This is a genomic window from Bacillus cereus group sp. MYBK216-1 (assembly GCF_051916495.1).
Taxonomy (GTDB): Bacteria; Bacillota; Bacilli; order Bacillales; family Bacillaceae_G; genus Bacillus_A; species Bacillus_A thuringiensis_K.
Genome location: NZ_JBQAGT010000001.1, coordinates 819597 through 839133 on the forward strand (window position 1 = coordinate 819597; position 19537 = coordinate 839133).

Below are 19537 nucleotides of genomic sequence, written 5' to 3' on the forward strand. Positions count from 1 at the left end.
TTCAACCAAACTACAATCTCTTTTTTGTTTAAATTACTTCCACCAAATCCAAGTCCAAAGGTAATTTCGTACATTTCGAGGAGTAATGCGAATGAAGCGTTCACCGTCAAAGAAGCAATTTAAATTTGGAAGTGTTTCATCTGGATTTTCTGGAACAAAGGTGACGATGTTTTCGTTACTTGTAACGGTTACTGTAATTGGTGGGTCGGTAGGCGATACTTGAAGTTGTAACGAAATATTGGCCGTATTTTTAAATTCTTTATTAACAGGTGGGCTTATTACTTGTACTGTGAATGACACGATAATTGTTTCGTTTGGTTCCAAATTAGTAGCGACTAGGAAACCGATATTCGGATTCGCTAGTGGAGAGCGTTCACCGTTAATAAAGACAGTGCCGTTTATAAATTGTAAACCTGCTGGAATGGTATCTTGTAAAGAAATATTTGAGAGTGAAATTTCGGAAGTATTTGTAACACGTACCATATAATCAAAATATTGATTTAAATAAACTGAGCTGACGGAAGCGTTTTTCGTGACTGTTGCAGTTACAAATTGAACTGGTATACGAACGATATTTGAATTAACAATGAAAGTAACAATTGGATCCTGTGGTGTCAATTGAAAAGCAGCGGTAACTGTTGCAGAATTTATAATTGTACTGTTTGAAGGAATAGAAGTTACGAGAACTTGAAATGTTATAGTTGCTACTGAATCTGCGGGTAAAGAGCCAATATTAATACCAGTATCTGGTCGAATGTTTGGAACGGGAGTACCGTTAATTGTTACACTGTTTTCTATTAATGTTGTACCAGCTGGAATCATATCTAAAACGGAAGTACTTAATGTAGGAATTGGAGAATCATTAAATGCCTCTAATGTGAATGTAATAACATCTCCTATAATGACGATAGATTTGTCTGCTGTTTTCTCAATGCGAACTATTGGATTAATGATTATCGTTGTAACAATATTTGTTTGTTTTGTAACAGTATTTATTTGCCTTCTAATCGTAATAGGTGGTTCGGTTGGACCGACAATAGACGTATAGGAAATAGTCGCATCGTTATTGATTCTAGATTGAAGAGTAGAAGAAGAAATTTTCACTTGGAACGTAATAATAACAGATTCATTAGGAGCAAGATTTCCTAACGTAATACCATTTTCAGGGTTCTCATTAGGCTGATTGATTCCGTTAATCGTAACACTACCAATAACGAATGTCGTATCTACTGGTGCCGTGTCTACTAGAAGAAGATCTTCAATAGTGATATTACCATTATTCGTAATAGTAATGGTGTACGTTAAAGTTTGACCAGGCAAGGCGCTCGTGAAATCAACAACCTTTATCGCAACGACATTATCATTTTGGACAGTTGTAGTGACAGTATTTGTTGTAGTTGTATTCGTAACAGGTGCGTTATTTGGGTTGACTATATAGTTAAAGGTAGTAATTGCATTGTTGTTGAGTTCATTTGGTGTTGGGATAGAAGTTACAGTTACTTGGAATGAAACTATTGCGTCTCCACCAATAGGTATAGTACCAATTGGTATGCCGCTTACTGGATTCACTCCTGGAAGGATTTCTCCGTTTACAATGACGCTATTTTCTATAAACGTAGTACCTTGAGGAATAATATCTTGAATAATTACATCATTTACTGCAACATTACCGGTTTGATTTAGTGTAATCGTATACGTTAACGTATCACCAACCGTTGCAAATGCAAGATCAACAGTTTTATTACTATTCAAATTCGCATGATTAATTTCTGTTGCTGCAGCTGATGAAATAATGGTTTCCGTAATAGGTGGTCGATCTGGTAACGTGTATTCATATTCAATTGTACTCGTGTTAGAGATAGGATTGGTTTGTGGAATCGAGGTGACCCGTACTTGGAATAGAACAGTTGCTCTCGTATTAGGCGGAATGTTATCAATTTGTATACCGTTAAGTGGATTGTCATTTGGACGAGCGTTTCCGTTCACAATAACACTATTCTCTATAAAGTTCGTATTTCCTGGGATGCTATCTGTAACAATAATGTTTTCTATTTGTATATTTCCGTTATTTATAATGGAAATTGTATAAGGGATGATTGTTTGTAGGTCAGCATATTGGATAGGTGTTGTTTTTGTCGCAATTACATTAGCAGAAATAACTTCAGTGAAAGTAATATTACTAGTCGATAGTTGTTCCTCGCCAGTAATTGTATAACGAGAAGTTGATTGATTTTGAACATAGCCGCTGGCTGGAAGAGCTGCGACAGTAACAGAAAATGTGACTGGGATAGAAGTGTTAGGAGCAATCGTTCCTACAAGTATACCAGCACTTGGATTGGCATTAAGCTGAGGAATGTTATTTACTAAAACGCTACTGTCAATAAAGGTTGTTCCATCAGGTATATTGTCTGTAAATACAACAGCAGTTGCATCCGTATTCCCCGTATTCGTTAAAGTTGTTGTATAAGTTAAAATGTCACCAATCGTTACAGAGGTCAAATCAACAGTTTTAAGTGAAACGATATCAGCATCATTAATTTGAACGAAAGTAGTATTGGAAGTAGTCGATTTTTGAATTGGTGCAAAGTCAGGATTGAAAATAAAGTCGTAGACGATGTTTGCAGTATTAGGTGTTGGATTTACAGCAGGTAAATTCGTAACTGAAACTTGGAATGTTATTGTAGCTATTTGACCTGATGCGATATTAGGAATGGAAAAGCCGATATTCGGATCTGCTGCAGGAAGTACAGTGTTGTTAACTGTTACACTTCCCGGAATAAATACCGTTCCATCTTCTATAATATCAGTAAAAAAGATGGAGTTAGTTGTAGTGGATCCGTTATTTTGAATGGATACTGTATATTCAATGGTTTCATCAATGTTAGCTAATACAGTATTAGCAGATTTTGTAGCAATAAGAATAGCATCAATAAATTGTATATTTGTACTATTGGAAGAGGTCGTTTCTGAAATTGGTGGGGCGCTTGGGTCTGGTCGATACTCATAGTGAATGACAGCGATATTATTAATGTTATTTTGTGGCGGTATAGAGACTACGCTTACTTGAAAAGTAACAATAATCGTGTTATTTGGAAGAATTATATCAAGATTGATACCGGTAATTGGATTTTCATTAGGCCTTGGTATGCCATCTACAAGTATGCTATTTGGAACGAATGTGGTGCCAGCGGCAATTGCGTCAATGAGGAGAGTATTTGTAATAGGTACTGTACCAGCGTTTGTAACTGCGATTGTATATGTGATGATTTGACCTATGCGTGTAATAGATCTGTTAGCGGATTTAATTGCACTAACATTTGCCGTCCGCACTTCAGTATTTACTGCATTTGATAACGATATGCGCTGAATAATAGGAGAACTAGGATCAATTTGGTATTCGTACGAAGTGTCTGAAATATTAATGACTGCATTGCCCTCTGGTATATTTGTAAGTTGTACTTGGAATGAAATAGTGATTGTTTCATTTGGTTGTATCGTGCCGAGAGTTACTCCGTTTTCAGGATTCACGCCAGGCTGAATTACATTATTTATTGTTAAGCTATCTTCAATGAATATAGTACCTTCTGGAATATTATCAACGAACACGGTATTGTTAGCTGGAACGGTTCCTATATTTTGTAGTGTATTTGTGTAGGTAATCATTTGCCCGATTGATACGAAAGTTACATCCGCGCTTTTAACAGAAATAATATTTGCATTTTGAAGTGATGTTGTAACAATGTTAGAATTTGCAGAGCGATTTACTGGTGGGGCTGTAGGAATGCTTACATATTGGTAAATTGCTGAAGATTGATTTGCAATTTCGGTTTCAGTAGGTGGATTATTTGTTTGCACTTGAAATAGTATCGTTTTGGAACTGTTAGCAGGAATGGTTCCAATCGGTATTCCATTTTCAGGATTTACACCTGGCTGCAGGACGCCGTTAATTGTGACACTATCGGGAACAAATGTAGTCCCAGCTGGAATAGAGTCTGTGAAAATAATATTTATTGCGTCAACATTACCGATATTTTTCACTTCAGAAATATAAAGTATAGTTCCGCCAATATCTACAGTTGTTGGATTGGATGTTTTTATAATTACCAATTGTGCTTGCACGAAATTTGTAATGACGATATTACTAGTAGATGTTTCAGTAATAGGCGGTTGCCCTGGGTCTGGCTGAATTGTATAAGTTGTGTTGGATTGATTTGTAATTGATTCTTGCGAGAATGGATCGTTAATAAGAATTTGGAAAGAAATAAGGTGAGTAGCGTTTGCTGATAAGGTAGGTAAAGTAACACCAGCATTTGGATTGGCACCAAGCATAGCTGTTCCATTAAGTGTAAAACTATTTTCTACGAATGTAGTACCTTCCGGAAGAGTATCTGAAAATATGAGATTTGTAGCTGGAATATTTCCGGTATTTTCTAGTGTTATCGTATAAGTCAAAATATCTCCTGTTGTTGCTTGTTGTGCATTGACTGCTTTTAAAGAAAGAATAGTCGCGTCCGAAATTTGTGTGAAAACTGGATTGGACGTAATTGTTCGAGAGATGATAGGAGCAGTTGGATCAGCGATAAAAGTATAGTCAATACGGGCTGTATTAGAAATAGGATTCACGTTTGGAATGAATTGAACGATAACTTGAAATGTGACGGTGACGATTTCTGAAGGTGAAACGGAGTTTAATGGTATTCCTATGTTAGGATCGGTACCTGGAACAGAAACGCCATTAATGGTAACACTATTCGGAATAAATGCGGTTCCTTCTGGGACCAAGTCTATTAAAGTAACTGTATTTGCAGTAGTATTTCCGTTATTTTGAACGACTACTGTGTAAGTGATTGTACCGTCAGTAGATTGTACGAGAGAATCTGTACTTTTAATTACGGATAACGATGCATCAACAACAGCTGTATTAACTGTATTAGACGAGGATGTTGCTGTAACTGGAGGTTGATTTGGATCGACGATATACGTGTAACTTGTAATGGCTTGATTGATAATTGCTCCTTGCGGTGGAATAGAACTAGCGACAAATTGGAACGTAATAGTAGCAGAATCACCTGGCGCGATAATACCAACTGGAATACCGAGAGTTGGACTTGCATCAGGAAGTGAAATTCCATTTAGCGTAACACTATTTGGAACAAATAATGCGCCCTCAGGAATGCCATTAATGAGTAATACAGAGTTTGCAGGGAAGTTTCCAGTATTCGTTAATGTTGCTGTATACGTAATTACTTCCTCGATAGATACAATTGAACGATTTGCTTGTAAGACAGTTGTAACAGTTGCGTTATTAATTTGTGTTGAAGCGCTATTAGAATTTATCGTGCCTGTAACAGGAGGAGAGGCCGGATCAACGATGAAAGCGTATTGAATAGATGCTACGTTTGTAATCGGATTTGAAGGTGGGGTTGATGTAACTATGACTTGGAAAGTAACAGTTAAGGAGCTACTCACGCTAACTGTTCCGATATTAACTCCGTTATTTGGATCTGCCCCTGGAATGGTACTTCCATTTACAGTAAAACTATTTTCTACAAAAGTTGTTCCTGCTGGAATCGTATCTGAGAAATTTACATTCGTAGCGTTTGTATTACCGCTATTTTGAATTAAAACTGTATAAGTGATCGTATCGCCAATATTCGCAAAGGCAGTATTAGCAGTTTTTACAGCTGAAAGGATTGCTGAATTAATAGAAGTAACGAAGACGTTCGTTTCCACATTTCCAGGTTGAGCCTGTAATGCATTTCCTACGTTATATTGGAAGTTTACAAATCCTAAGTTTTGGAGCTCTGGTGTGAATGTTGTTGGGTTACTTACAATTTGAACTTGGAATACAATTGTTACAGTTTGATTTGGAATGATCGTATTTATGCCAATACCGTCAATGATAGAAGCGGATGGTAACGGAGTGCCATCAACAATAACTGATCCTGCAACAAATTGTGTCCACAATGGTATCGGGTCTGAGAAAATAACGTTATTGGCAGGAATATTTCCAGTATTCGTGATCGTAGTTGTATACGTAATCGTATCACCAATCGTTGCAAAAGCTTTATCTCCAATTTTAGTGGTAGTTAAAATAGCACTTTCAATTGTTGTTGTAACACTATTTGAAGTAATGTTTTTTGAAACTGGAGGGTTAGCTGGATTGACGATATGTTGGAAATTAACGCTAGCTTGATTAGTAATTGGATTTATAGGCGGAATTTTATCGGCACTAATATGAAAAGCTACGATGACAGACTGGTTTGGCGCGATATCACCAATTGGAACGCCTGTAATTAGGTCTGCATTTGGGATAGTAGTTCCATTGAGTGTAAAACTATTCGGTTCAAAGGAAGTTCCGTCTGGAATCATATCGGTAAAAATAACATTCGTCGCACTAACATTTCCGCTATTTGTAATCGTAACGGAGTAGATAATATCTTGCCCAATATCTACCGTTGATACATTTGAATTTTTTTGTGCAGTAAGGATAGCGCTATTAATTTGTGTTGTCGTTGTATTAGATTGATTAGAAGTTGAAATGAACGGCTGGTCGGGATCAACAATATAACGATAAGTGGTAAGAGCTGAATTAGAAATAGGGTTGTTGATTGGTAGGGTTGTAACGGTAGCTTGGAATGTGATAATGGCTGCAGTACCACCGTTAATTGAACCGATATTTACACCAGTAGATAAATCAGCATTTGGAATGGTTTGCCCATTAACCGTGAAACTGTTTGGAACAAAAGTTAAATTGCTATCAAGTATATCGATAACGGTAACATCAGTTGCAGTCACATTTCCTGTATTCGGGAGGTTAAGTGTAAATGTTATTGTATTACCAACATCCGCAAAAGTAAGATCTGTTGTTTTTGTACTTATAATATTTGCGTTGTTTATTTGAAGAAGCGTAGTGTTGGAAGTAGCCGCACTTAATACTGGAGGATTAACAGGATCAACAGTAAACTCATATGTCGTTGATGCAGTATTTGGTGCTGGATTAATAGGTGGAATGCTGTTCACTGTAACTTGAAAGGTGATACTATATATTTCATTTGGTGGAAGTGCTGCAAGAAATACACCGTTATTCGGATTCGCGTCAGGTTGCAAAACACCATCGACAGTTAATGTGTTAGGAACAAATGTGATTCCACTTGGTAATACATCTTTGAATACAATGTTGGCTGCATCTGTATTCCCTATATTTGAAATAGAAGTAGTGTAAAAAGCAGTTTGCCCGATACCTGCAAACGATACACTTTCATTTTTCGTCATGGATAATAGTGCTTCTTTAATTTGCGTTGAAACAGGATTGCTAATTGAAGTTTCTGCATCAGGCGGTGAGACTAATTGGTACGATGTTAATGAGAAATTTACAATGGGGTTTTCCGTTGGTAATGACGTTACAGTAACTTGGAATGAAATTGTTACTGTAGTCCCAGCTGTTATAGTTCCGATATTTACACCGTTCACTGGATTTGCGCCACTTTGAGGAATTCCATTAATAGAAAATGTGTCTGCAATAAATGCTGTTCCGTTCGGTACGGTATCTGTGAATATAACATTTTGTGCGGATGAGTTTCCATTGTTTGTTAAAGCGACAGTATAAGTGAGTGTGTCTCCAATACGACTAAAGGATTTATCGACTTGTTTTAATGAAAGAATGGTAGCTGCATTAATCGTAGTGAACACTGTGTTTGAAGTAACCGTCCTTGAAACAATAGGGGCATTAGGATCAGCGATAAATGTGTAAGAAGCAGTAGCGGAATTGGCAATAGGATTTTGGGCTGGTGTAGAAGTAGCAGTAACTTGAAATGCTATAGATATTGAGCTGTTAGGAGCAATTGATCCAATCGTTATACCGGTATTAGGATTGAGTCCAATTTGCTTGATATCATCTATTGTAACGCTATCAGTAATAAACGTTGTTCCATCTGGTATAAGGTCAATGAAAGCAATATCTGTAGCGTTTGTATTACCACTATTCGTTAAAATGGTCGTATAGGTAATGGTATCACCTAGTGTTACAAGTGTTTGATCGACGGATTTCATCATTGTTATGATAGCATCTAATACAGGGTTTGTAACGATATTCGTTGAAGTAGAAGTTGTAACAGGAGTTCCGTTTGGATCGACAGTATAAGAATATAAAATGGTATCATTCCCCATAATTGAACTTGAAGGGGGAACAGAAAGAACATTTACTTGGAAAGTAATGGTTACTGTTTCACCAGGAGTAATATTTGGTATGTTTACTCCAAGTGCTGGTTGCACACCAGACTGCTGAATTCCATTTATTGTAACTGAATTTGGTATAAATGTAGTACTAGCTGGAATGGTACTTGTAAAAGTTACATTTGTAGCTGGTGTATTTCCTGTATTCGTAATAGTCGTTGTATACGTAAGTGTATCCCCGACGGAAATAACCGATTTATCAACAGTTTTTGTTGTAGTTAATATTGCGCTATTAATGGTCGTTGAAACCGTATTTGATATAGTTGTTTGTAATACAGAAGGTTGGCTAGGATCAACTACATGTTCAAATTGTACGGAACTAAAATTAGAAATTGGATTTATACTTGGAATATTTGTAACAAGAACATTGAGAGTAATAACAGTCGTTCCACTTGGATTTATATTTCCAATCTGTATTCCGTTCCCAGGATTTCCAATTTGCTGTGTACCAGAATCATTTGTTAAAGTTCCGGAAATAAATGTTGTTCCTTCAGGTAAAATATCCGTAAAAATTATATTTTGTGAAGTGACATTTCCAGGATTACTTAATGTAATTGTATAAGAAATTGTATCGCCAATCGTAGCGAAAGTTTTATCTACAGATTTGATTGCCACAACTTCCCCAGAATTTATTTGTGTCGAAACAGAATTAGATGTCGTACTTCGTGAAACAAGTGGTAAATTAGGTCCTGTCATAAATTGATAATCAATGAAAGCACCGTTTACAACTGGTGAATTTGGCCCTCCAGGTCCGATTGTAAAAATAGGATTTGGAATACTAACTACTTGCACGCGGAAGGTAACGTTTATAAAATCTCCTGCAATAATATCCCCAATTGGTATCCCGTTTGCTGGATTTACTCCAGGTAATAAAACCCCGCCTACTCGAACGCTATCTTCTATGAATACTGTATTATTTGGAATCGAATCTGTAAACATGATATTCGTAGCAGTCGTGTTTCCTATATTTTCTAATAAAACTGTATACGTTAAAAATGAATTTCCAGGTGCGATGTCAGAAAATAGTCGATCCACACTTTTCGTTGCTTGGATAATTGCTTCATTAATTTGCACTAAAGTTGGATTACTAGTAGCTGTTTCTGTCACTGGTGGCTGGTTAGGATCAACAATGATAGAGTATGTCGTACTAGATTGATTTAAAGTTGGATTTGTAGCTGGTATTGAGCCGACGATCGCTTGAAAACTAACTATTGTCGTTCCTCCAACCGGAATTGCGTCTAAAGAAATCCCGCTATCTGGTCTAAATCCAAGTTGTGGGATAGTGTTAATTTGTACGCTATCAGGAACGAATGAAAGTTCAGGTGGTAATATATCGATAAAAACAGGTGTGTTTGCGGTAGTATTTCCGCTATTAATGAGCGTAGTTGTATACGTAATTGTATCTCCAACAGCAGCAAAAGCACTGCTTGCAGTTTTTGTTGCGATAACGGACGCAGTATTTACTTGTGTAAAAGTTGTATTGGATTGAACTGTTCGTGAAACAGGCGACTCATTTATATCAACAATAAAGCTATATTGAAGCGATGATTGATTCGGAATGGGATTAGGATTTGGAAGAGTTGTAATATTCACTTGAAAACTAAGTGTAACCGATGCATTTGAATTCAAGTTACCAATAGTAATACCGTTTTGTGGATTTGCATTCGGGATTGTTACACCATTTATCTTAAAGCTATTTGGGACAAAGGCGGTACCATTTGGAATGGAATCTGTAAAAACAATGTTATTAGCGGTAGTATTTCCTGTATTTGTAACAACTGAGGTGAATGTAATCGTATCTCCAATTGTTGCGAAAGTTGTACTAGCATTTTTATTTATTACTAAAGTAGCGTCAATAATCGGTGTAACTGTCGTGTTTGTAACGGTACTACCAACAGCTGGTGTTTCAGTTGGATTCACTGCATATTCGTAGTTTACAAGAGCATTATTCGTTAAAGTTCCACTAGGTGGAATAGCGAGAATTTTCACTTGGAATGTAATGAAAGTAGTGCCTCCTGGTGAAATATCGTCTAAATGAATACCTAATGAAGGGTCTAATCCAGGTTGGGAAATGTTATTGATCGTAACGGAATTGGGGATGAAGGATGCACCTGGTCCAAGTCCATCCGTTAAAACTGTAGCACTAGCAGGGATATTTCCTGTGTTCGTAACTGCAATCGTATAAGTAACGATATCTCCAATTGCAGCATTCGGTATGTTTACTGATTTCGTAGCGATAATCGTAGCGTTGTTAATTTGAGTTGTTATTACATTACTTGATGCATTGGCGGATGCTGGAGGTAAGTTCGGGTCTACGATATATTGGTACGTTGTGTTACTTTGGTTCGGGATTGGATTCGGATTCGGGATGGAGTTTACTTGCACTTGGAACGAAATTATCGTATTTGCATTCGGATTTATAGGATCAATTGCTATTCCATTCGTTGGATTTACATTAGGCAGTATATTCCCGTTTACTGTTACACTATTTGGAATAAAAGATGTCCCGCTTGGAATTGCATCGGTAAAGACTATATTTGATGCAAGTGTGTTCCCGTTATTCGTTAAAGTAGTCGTGTACGTAATAATATCATTTACGTTCGCAAACTGTTTATCTGCAGATTTTGCAGCGGTAATCGTTGCATTATTAATAATTGTCTGTACAGTGTTAGAGGCCACGATCTGCATTACAACTGGTTTGGATGGATCGTACATGTATTGGAATGTAGTGCTCGATTGATTCGTAAGCGGATTTGGACTAGGAATAGTTGGTACAAAAACCTGGAATGCAACAGTACGTGATGAATTTGCTCCAATTGTACCAATTAAAATGCCGTTAGCAGGATTTGCATTAGCTATAGGGACACCGTTAATCGTTACAGTATTAGGAAGAAAGGTGGTACCAGCTGGAATGATATCTGTAAACGTTACATTAGAGGCGGGGATATTGCCGCTATTCGTTAAAATTGTTGCATAAGTTATGACATCGCCAACATCAGCGAAATTTGTACTTGTTAGTTTCGTAGCGACAATATTAGCAGTATTAATTTGTGTAGCTACGATATTGCTAATAGCGTTCCTGACAACAGCAGGTAAATTTGGATCTGCGATAAAGCTATATTGAAGTGCAGCACTGTTTTGAACTGGATTTGGTGAAGGTAAACTATTTGCACTAATTTGGAAAACAATTGTTGTAATGCCGCCTGCTGGAATCGTACCAACTTGAAGGCCGGCACTTGGATCCGCACCTAGCTGTAAAGCACCCCCTATAAAAATACTATTTGGTACGAGAGTCGTACCAGGTGGAAGTATATCGGTAACGACTACATTATCTGCTGGAGTATTTCCTGGGTTAGCTAAGGCAATTGTATATGTGATTGGTTGCCCAACATCAGCGATAGTTAAATCTACATCCTTGAAAATAATTACATTTGCTAAATTAATTTGTGTACTTACAGTATTACTTAAAGATGTTTCTATCGTTGGTGGATCTCCTGGGTTCAAAATAAAGCTATACTGTGTACTAGATGAATTTATTGTTGGATTTTGTGTTGGTAAAGAGGTGACAGTTACTTGATAAGAGACGGTAAGTGAGCCGTTAGCAGGAATAGAAGGTAACGGAACACCGACATTTGGATCGACGTTATTTTGGAGTACACCATTAATAAGGAAAGTATTTGGGATAAAGGTAGTACCGTCTGGATTCGTATCAACAAAAGTAGGACCATCAGCGGAAACACTTCCTGCATTTGCCAAAGTAACGGTATAAGTTAATACATCCCCAACAGTAGCAAACGCTCGATCCACTGCTTTGGTTGAAACGACATTTGCGTCATTTACTTGAGTGAATGTAGTGTTTGAAGTTGTGTTCTTACTTACAGGGGAAGCATTAGGATCCACGATAAAGTTATAGGAAATAGAAGCGCTATTTGAAATAGGGTTTGGATTTGGGATGCTAGTTATTAATACTTGGAATGAAGCTGTAATTGTAGTATTAGCATTGATACTATCGATATTGATGCTAGCTGGTGTAACGCCTGGTTGAGTAACATTGTTAATCGTAACACTGTTTGGTATAAAGACAGTACCATTCGCGATTGAATCGGATAGTACTACATTGTTCGCCGCAACATTTCCATCGTTTGTAAGAGAAAAGGTATAAGTTAAAACATCTCCAACTTCCGCAAATGTTTTATCTACAGACTTAGTAGCCTGAAGGTTTGCTATTCTAATTGTTGATGTAACAGAATTAGAATTTGTTGTTTTTGAAGTTGGTGGCACACTTGGATTTACAGTATATAGGTAAGAAGCGAATGCATTATTAATGATAGGATTTTGGGCAGTAATATTGATGACTGTTACTTGGAAAGAAAGAGTAAAAGTAGCTCCGCCAGGAATTGTTCCTATAGGTAAAGCAATGAGAGAATCTACATTTTGTAAAACACCGTTTAGTGTTACAGTACCAGGAGTTAATATCGTTCCATTTGGTAGTGGATCTGTTAGTTGCACGTTAGTTGCAGCTGTATTTCCACTGTTTGTAATAAGAATTGTATAACTGATTGTTTCGCCAATTGTAGCAAATTGTTTATTTGTTGATTTTGTTACTGTTAAATTCGCATTGTTAATTTGAGTAGAAACAAGATTAGAAGAAATGTTTTTTGTAACGGGTGATTGGCTAGGATTGACGGTATATTGATAAGAAGCGCTTGAACCATTAGATATGACATTCGACGCTGGAATTGTATTTACTACTACTTGAAATGAAACATTTTTTGTTGTGCCAGTTGGAATAGATCCTATATTCACACCAGTAGCGGGATTTGCTCCAACTTGTGTCGTACCATCTATTGTTACACTGTTGAGAACAAAAGTTGTTCCAGTAGGAATGACATCTGTAAAAATAACGTTATTCGCATTCGTATTACCTGTACCTGTAAAGGAAACAGTGTACGTTAGTGTATCACCAATATCTGCAAAATTTTTGTCTACTGCTTTCGTCATTGTTACAGTAGCATTATTCACTTGAGTGGAGACAATATTCGTCGTATCAGTCCCGCTTACTGCCGGTTGATTTGGCACAGGAATGTATTGATAAGTTGTTGTACCACTATTTAATATTGGATTTGTTTGCGGGATAGAAGGAACGAATACTTGAAATGAAACCGTAGTCGTAGAATTAGCAGCAATAGATCCAATTGATATACCAGTAGCGGGATTTGCGCCAGCTTGAGTAACCCCGTTAACAGTTACACTCCCTGGAATGAAAGTAGTCCCGCTAGGAATCGGATCCGTATATATAACGTTCGTTGCCGCGATATTTCCTATATTAGCTAAGGCAATACTGTAAGTTAACGTTTCACCAATATCTGTAAAAAGTTTGTTGACTGATTTTGTGCCATTAATATCTGCGAGGTTAACTTGTGTTCCAGCAGAGTTGCTTGTTGCAAGACCGTTAAAGGTTGTTCCTCCGGCGATTGGTGTATATTGAAATGTAATATTAGCAGTGTTAGAGATAGGATTTTGACTTGGAAGAGAAACGACAGTAGCTTGGAAAGTTACTGTACGAGAAGCACCATTATTAATGGTTCCGAGAGATATACCAGCGGCCGGATTTGCGTTCGTTTGTGGGACATTATCTATTGTTACAGTGCCAGGTATAAAGGAAGTACCGTTAGGGAGGATGTCTGTAAAAATAACGTTATTGGCAGGAAGAAGTCCGGTGTTAGGGATAGTAACTGTATAAGTGAGAACGTCTCCAATTGCCGCAACACTTTTATTTACGCTTTTCGTTGCTTGAATATTAGGTGAATTTATGTTGATTTGTAAACCGACTGTATTCAACATATAAGCGTCTCCGTTAGTCGTTAAACGGATTGCGGCGGACACTTGAGAATTTGTTAAATAAGGAGAAATATCAATAGAAGTAATGTCCCAACCTTGCCGGCCTGCGGAGATATTTGTGCTTGTAGCGGCACTTTGATTGCGCGTTCCAAATGTCCCAGTTGTATCTAAGTTTCCTGCAGCATTATTCACTTGAGAACCGAAGAAGTTATTTACAGCATTATTTGGCCCAGATAAAGCATTTAATGAACTGAAATTTGGTCCAAATAGCGCTTGATCCCCTGTTATATCTGCATCTCCTTCAATAGAACTTAAAAATAATCTCCCGCTTACAGGTCCTCCTGAAGGTGTTAAGAATCCAGAAACAGCTACATCTGCACTACCAGTATCAGCAGAAACACGGTTTCCAGCTACGTAAATTGTTAAGTTTCTTGCTGGTAATGTCCCGTTTTGATAAGCGACGATAAGCGTCCATCCAGCTGAATTAATTGTTCCATTAGAAGCATCTATAGGATCTACAAGTCCAGGGACAGCTCCCGTAGTATAAGAACCAGAGCCTCCAGCTTGAATAAGGGTTGTTACGTCTGCTGAACGAGTGTAAAAGCCAAATGTAATAGAATTTGAAACGAAAGTTTGATTTGAAGCTGTAACAGCTGAAGGAGTAATCGAGTATGTTGAAACAGGTGTTGTAAAAGAAACCGGGTTTCCTAATACACTCGTAATGTTTTGATCACGAGATAAATAGTTTCCACCCCAAACGAGTTCTGCGTAAAGAATCGTACTACCAGCAGGTATATTTAAAAGAGCGGTAGAACTATTTTGTGTATAGTTTAACGTTGTACCAGCAGGAAAAGTAGGTACTTATAAAGCAGTATTTGTAGTTGCGAATGCACCAATTGCTCCGATTGTACCAGCACGGTTTTGATTACTAATTTTACTTAATCCTAAAGTATTTCCTGTAATAGCGAGTGCGCCGTTAGTGGTGGTAGAAAATCGATTCGTAATGGGCATGTTGTCACCTCATTTCCGATATAGTCTTGGTCAAAATAGGATATGTACGTGACAAATAAATGGAAACATGTACAAGTTGATTTGATAATAATGATTTAAATGTCTAGATAAGGGGATGGAGTATGATTAAATTGGAAATTAGAGTAGAACGTCTTAGGAAAGAAAAAATAGAGGACATTGTAGCGTTATCTTCTTATATTGGGTGGGATTATAACAGGGAAGAAATTGAGACTATTTTTAGCTCAGGTATTGTATACGGTGTGTGGAATGAGAGGGAGGAACTCATTGCTAGTGCGGCAATAATATTATATGAAGAGAAATTAGCATCTATCGGAATGGTCATTGTACATCCGAATTATAAGGGACGCGGGATTGGAAAGACGATAACGAATGCATGCATGAAGAGCGTATCGGCTCAAACTGCCATTATGCTTATTGCTACGGATGAGGGGGAATTTTTATATAAAAAATTAGGATTTAGAGCAGTAAGCTATGTTTCTAAATACATATGTAACTCGTACAATGTGAATGATTATTGTATAGAAAATGAAGATTATATAATGAATTATCAAGAGTGTGATTTAGAAGAACTAATAAAATTAGATGAATATGCGTTTGGAACAAATAGAAAAGAGTTTTTAACGAAAAGAATTATGCAAAGTGAACAGTGTATCGTTGTAAAGGATGAGGAACAAAGTGTATTAGGTTACGGTTTAAGTATACAAACGCCAGAAAATAAAATAATAGGGCCAATCGTTGCTAAAAATGATGAAATGGCAATGAAAATAGTACATGCTTTAGTAAGAGGGCATAATGGAAAATTAAGAATGGATGTACCAGAAGGAAAGAACGATTTCATGAAAGAATTAGAGATTGCTGGTTTTAAAAAGGTGAATACACCACCAATTATGATGAAAAATAGTAATCGGTTATTAAAAAGAAATGGTGAACTATATAGTATTGCAGCGCAAATTTTTGGATAAAAAAGAATCCTTCTGAATGAAGGATTCTTTTTCGTTAATCACGATATTGATCATGAATAGGTACAAAAAGGTCTTCCTCGACATCCCTAACAACTGAAAAATGATCCACATTATAATGTCCATGTAGAATTTTATTATGGTGAGAGATAATTTGCTCTGCAGATAATACGTTAGAATCAGTTGTTGAATGACCATTTTTAATTAATGTAACGTCAAATCCTTGTACAGTTGCTGTCCTAACGGCAGTGTCGATACAATGCTCTGTTTTACATCCACCGATAACGATATGGCCAATCTTCTCTTCTTTTAAAAGTTCAAGTAAAGAAGTGCCATAGAATGCGTTCGTTGCTGCTTTATTAATAAGGATTGCAGACTGAGGTACTTGAATTTCATTATGTACTTCAAATCCCTCACCGCTACCAGAAGCAACATCGATATCTCTTACGAAAACAATAAGGGCATTTGCATCGATTGCTTTCTGCACAGCTGTATTTAGTGTGGATAGTAACTCGGTTTTACGAAAAACTGCATTTTCTTTTTCATTTCCATCCATTAACTCTTGTTGCGCATCAATAATTAATAGTGCTTGTTTCATTTTATATCCCTATCCCCTTTAATATAAAATAAGTTACCAGTTACATATTCTTTTATATTGTAAGGAAATCCTCTATCGTCTACTTCGGATAGATTTACAAAGTTGTCATATAAATTTCATTCTCATAGCTTGTAAAAACATGTATGATAGGAGATGGAGAATTTTTGAGTAGGTGGGAATAGCATGCAAACAGTAGAAGATTATCTTTCATTCTTACATACGAAAGGATTTAAACTATCAGAGGAAGCACAAGGGTTTATTATGTTCGGACAAGGATATACGGGTGCATCTGATGGAATTGTGAACGCGGCAATAGAAGCGACAATTAAACATCAGTTACAGTTTGATGGGAGTTATTTTGTTGCGTTATTAGAACGATTGAAAGAAGAAGAGATTACAGATAAAAAAAGCGCTAAGGCTTTTATGCGGAAGTTACAAGCGTAACTTCACGCAGCCTGCGCTTCTTTTTTTGTTTTGGAAGGTAATTCAACAAACACCATGCCTAGGAAAATACAGAGGCATCCGATAATAGCGGAAATAGAAAGTTGTTCGTTTGCAACGAGAACGCCTGTTAAGGCAGCGAAAACGGGCTCCATTGCGAAAATAATGGCTACTCTCGTTGGAGACGTATGTTTTTGCGCTGATGTTTGAATGAAAAAAGCAATGGATGTTGCGAATAGAGAAGTTAGAAATAGGGCGAATAAAAAGGAAGAATTCGTCCATAGTGCTGCTGAAAGTAATTTTTCCCAATCTTCAAACAAAAAGGCGCAAATAGAAGAAAACATACCGACAGCTAACACTTGCGACGTACTTAACAATAAAGGTGATATTTTCTTAGAGAAGAAGCCATTAACAAGAATATGAGCAGCGAAAGCAACCGCGCAACCGAGAACGAGTATATCTCCAATGTTTAATTGAAATGAATCACCAGCTGTTAATAAGTATAAACCTGCTGTTGCTACAGCAATGCCCATTACGATAAAAATAGTAGCTTTTTGTTTTAAAAAGATAAAAGACAAAATAGGTACCATAACGATACTAAGCCCTGTTAAGAATCCTGCTTTTGAAGAAGTTGTATAAAGTAAGCCGAATGTTTGTAACACATAGCCAACACATAAAAAGAATCCAACGATTAATCCAGCAAAGCTACTCTGTTTTATATCTTGTTTTGAAGTTTTTTTTGCGAAAATCATTTGAACGAATAATAAAATAATTCCGGCGAATAAAAAGCGAATACCATTAAAAGTAAATGGACCAACGAAAGACATAGCATTTTGAACGACAACAAACGTAGCTCCCCAAATAAAAGAGACAAATAATAAAGCAAGAGGAGCAATCCAATCTTTTTTCACACTCATACCTCCGTTAATTTTGTAAGATAGCCTTTCTAGCTAACTCATCAGCAACTTTATTTTGACTACTTGGAATCCACTTAATAAAAAAGAGGTCGAAATTTTTTATGTACTGCAGTGCTTCTTCTAATAAAGGTGCAAACATTTTATTTTTTGCGTATTCTTTTTCGACAGCTCGCTCGACAAGTTGCGAATCTGTACGAAAAGAGACAATGTTATAATTATGCTCCGTGCAATATTTTAATGCCGCAAGTAAAGCGTGGTATTCTGCTTCATGATTGGACATTGTCCCGAGGGGTAATGATAATTGTACAGCTGGTTGAACCCCTTTAATAAATACTCCCGCACCAGAAGGACCAGGATTTCCTTTTGATGCACCATCAATATATACTTCAATCAAAATGAGAAACCTCCAAATGATAAGGTGATCCCCTACTTATATGTTTCTTTGAAGTAGGGGATAGAGTAATTAGCCGATTGTAATGCTATAACGACATGTAAATGTTTCATTCGCTTGTAAAGATTGAATTCCTTTTTTTTCCTTGAAATCTTTTGCTGGAGTTACTTCATCGGCAATTCCGTACCAAGGTTCAATACATAAGAAAGGTGCATTCTCGCCTGGTGTCCATACGCCGACAAATGGGAATCCGTCAAATTCTACTTTTACAAATTTATTATGTTTATGAGAACGAATAGAGATTTCATCCGTGTTCATATTTTCAAAAATAAGTGCATCATTTTTAAATAAATCGTATGTAAGTGGTAATTCATTCGTATTTTCAGCGATTAATTGTTTTTTGCTTGAAAGGTAAGGTCCTTCTAATACGCTTGTTTCTATGCGTTCAGAACCATTAAAGGATAAATGATAATCTGTAAATGATTCGCCATCTAATAACGGGAAGTTGAAACCAGGATGTGCTCCGATTGAGAAGAACATCTCTTTTGAAGAAGGATTATTTACTTCATATGTTACATGAACACTTTGTCCGTCTAGCTCATAAGAAACGAGTAATTCGAATTCGTATGGGTATTTTTTTAATGTTTCTTCATTACTAGTAACAATATAAGTGATTTTCGTTTCACTTTGTTCTTTTACAGAGAATGTAAGATCACGAGCGAAACCGTGTTGTGTTAATGAATATGGTTTACCGTCTACGTAGTATGTATTATCTACTAATCGGCCGACAATTGGAAATAAAATTGGTGCGCGGCGCCCCCAATAAGTAGAATCGCCTTGCCATAAGTATTCAGTGTTATCTTCTTTTAAGCGAACGCTTTGTAATTCTGCACCTTTGTCAGAAATGGAAACGATCACTTTTTCATTTTGAATTGTTGCTGTCATGAAGTGAAACCTCCTAAAACTTTCATATGTTTTATTATACGTTGTCTAAAAGAAAAAAGGTAGTTCACGATAGGAATCTATTGACGAAAGAGGGGCTACCACGTAAAATATAATCTTGTTGCTAAAAAAACGAATAACGTGGTTCGAAACCATCCCACGTAAAAAAACTAAGGAGATT

At 36.8% G+C, this 19537-nt stretch carries 6 protein-coding genes, 1 pseudogene and 1 riboswitch; of the genes and pseudogenes, 2 read left to right on the top strand and 5 right to left on the bottom strand.

All coding sequences use genetic code 11. The features are described 5' to 3' along the window. Positions 1-33 precede the first annotated feature (33 nt). A pseudogene (locus tag ACTFRH_RS04410) lies at positions 34-15087 on the bottom strand (DUF7507 domain-containing protein). 122 nt (positions 15088-15209) lie between these two features. On the opposite strand from ACTFRH_RS04410, the gene ACTFRH_RS04415 reads away from it, so the two are divergent. After that, the gene (locus tag ACTFRH_RS04415; RefSeq protein WP_000593065.1) at positions 15210-16070 is read left to right on the top strand and encodes a GNAT family N-acetyltransferase; all 861 of its coding nucleotides are present in this window, start codon (positions 15210-15212) and stop codon (positions 16068-16070) included. 34 nt (positions 16071-16104) lie between these two features. Here the strand turns inward: ACTFRH_RS04415 and ACTFRH_RS04420 are convergent, their stop codons facing one another. Continuing rightward, entirely contained in the window at positions 16105-16665 is a 561-nt protein-coding gene (locus tag ACTFRH_RS04420; protein WP_000806332.1) for a cysteine hydrolase family protein, read from the bottom strand. Positions 16666-16848: 183 nt separating this feature from the next. Here ACTFRH_RS04420 and ACTFRH_RS04425 point away from each other — a divergent pair, with 183 nt between their 5' ends. After that, complete coding sequence (locus tag ACTFRH_RS04425) at positions 16849-17109, top strand: DUF6123 family protein (RefSeq protein ID WP_001195212.1); 261 nt, start codon at positions 16849-16851, stop codon at positions 17107-17109. Between the two features lie 2 nt (positions 17110-17111). Here the strand turns inward: ACTFRH_RS04425 and ACTFRH_RS04430 are convergent, their stop codons facing one another. The 3 genes from ACTFRH_RS04430 to ACTFRH_RS04440 form a co-directional block, all read right to left on the bottom strand. Next, entirely contained in the window at positions 17112-18017 is a 906-nt protein-coding gene (locus tag ACTFRH_RS04430) for a DMT family transporter (RefSeq protein ID WP_000711148.1), read from the bottom strand. A gap of 13 nt (positions 18018-18030) precedes the next feature. Then, positions 18031-18417 (bottom strand): reverse transcriptase-like protein, encoded by a 387-nt coding sequence (locus ACTFRH_RS04435; RefSeq protein WP_000573872.1) that lies wholly within the window; start codon positions 18415-18417, stop codon positions 18031-18033. Between the two features lie 69 nt (positions 18418-18486). Beyond that, the gene (locus tag ACTFRH_RS04440) at positions 18487-19359 is read right to left on the bottom strand and encodes an aldose 1-epimerase family protein (RefSeq protein ID WP_000127414.1); all 873 of its coding nucleotides are present in this window, start codon (positions 19357-19359) and stop codon (positions 18487-18489) included. A gap of 132 nt (positions 19360-19491) precedes the next feature. Next, a riboswitch (PreQ1 riboswitch) is annotated at positions 19492-19536 on the top strand. Position 19537 lies beyond the last annotated feature (1 nt).

Coding starts and splice junctions, on each gene's coding strand:
- ACTFRH_RS04425 (WP_001195212.1), top strand. CDS start 16,849: ATGCAAACAGTAGAAGATTATCTTTCATTCTTACATACGAAAGGATTT.
- ACTFRH_RS04440 (WP_000127414.1), bottom strand. CDS start 19,359: ATGACAGCAACAATTCAAAATGAAAAAGTGATCGTTTCCATTTCTGAC.
- ACTFRH_RS04420 (WP_000806332.1), bottom strand. CDS start 16,665: ATGAAACAAGCACTATTAATTATTGATGCGCAACAAGAGTTAATGGAT.
- ACTFRH_RS04415 (WP_000593065.1), top strand. CDS start 15,210: ATGATTAAATTGGAAATTAGAGTAGAACGTCTTAGGAAAGAAAAAATA.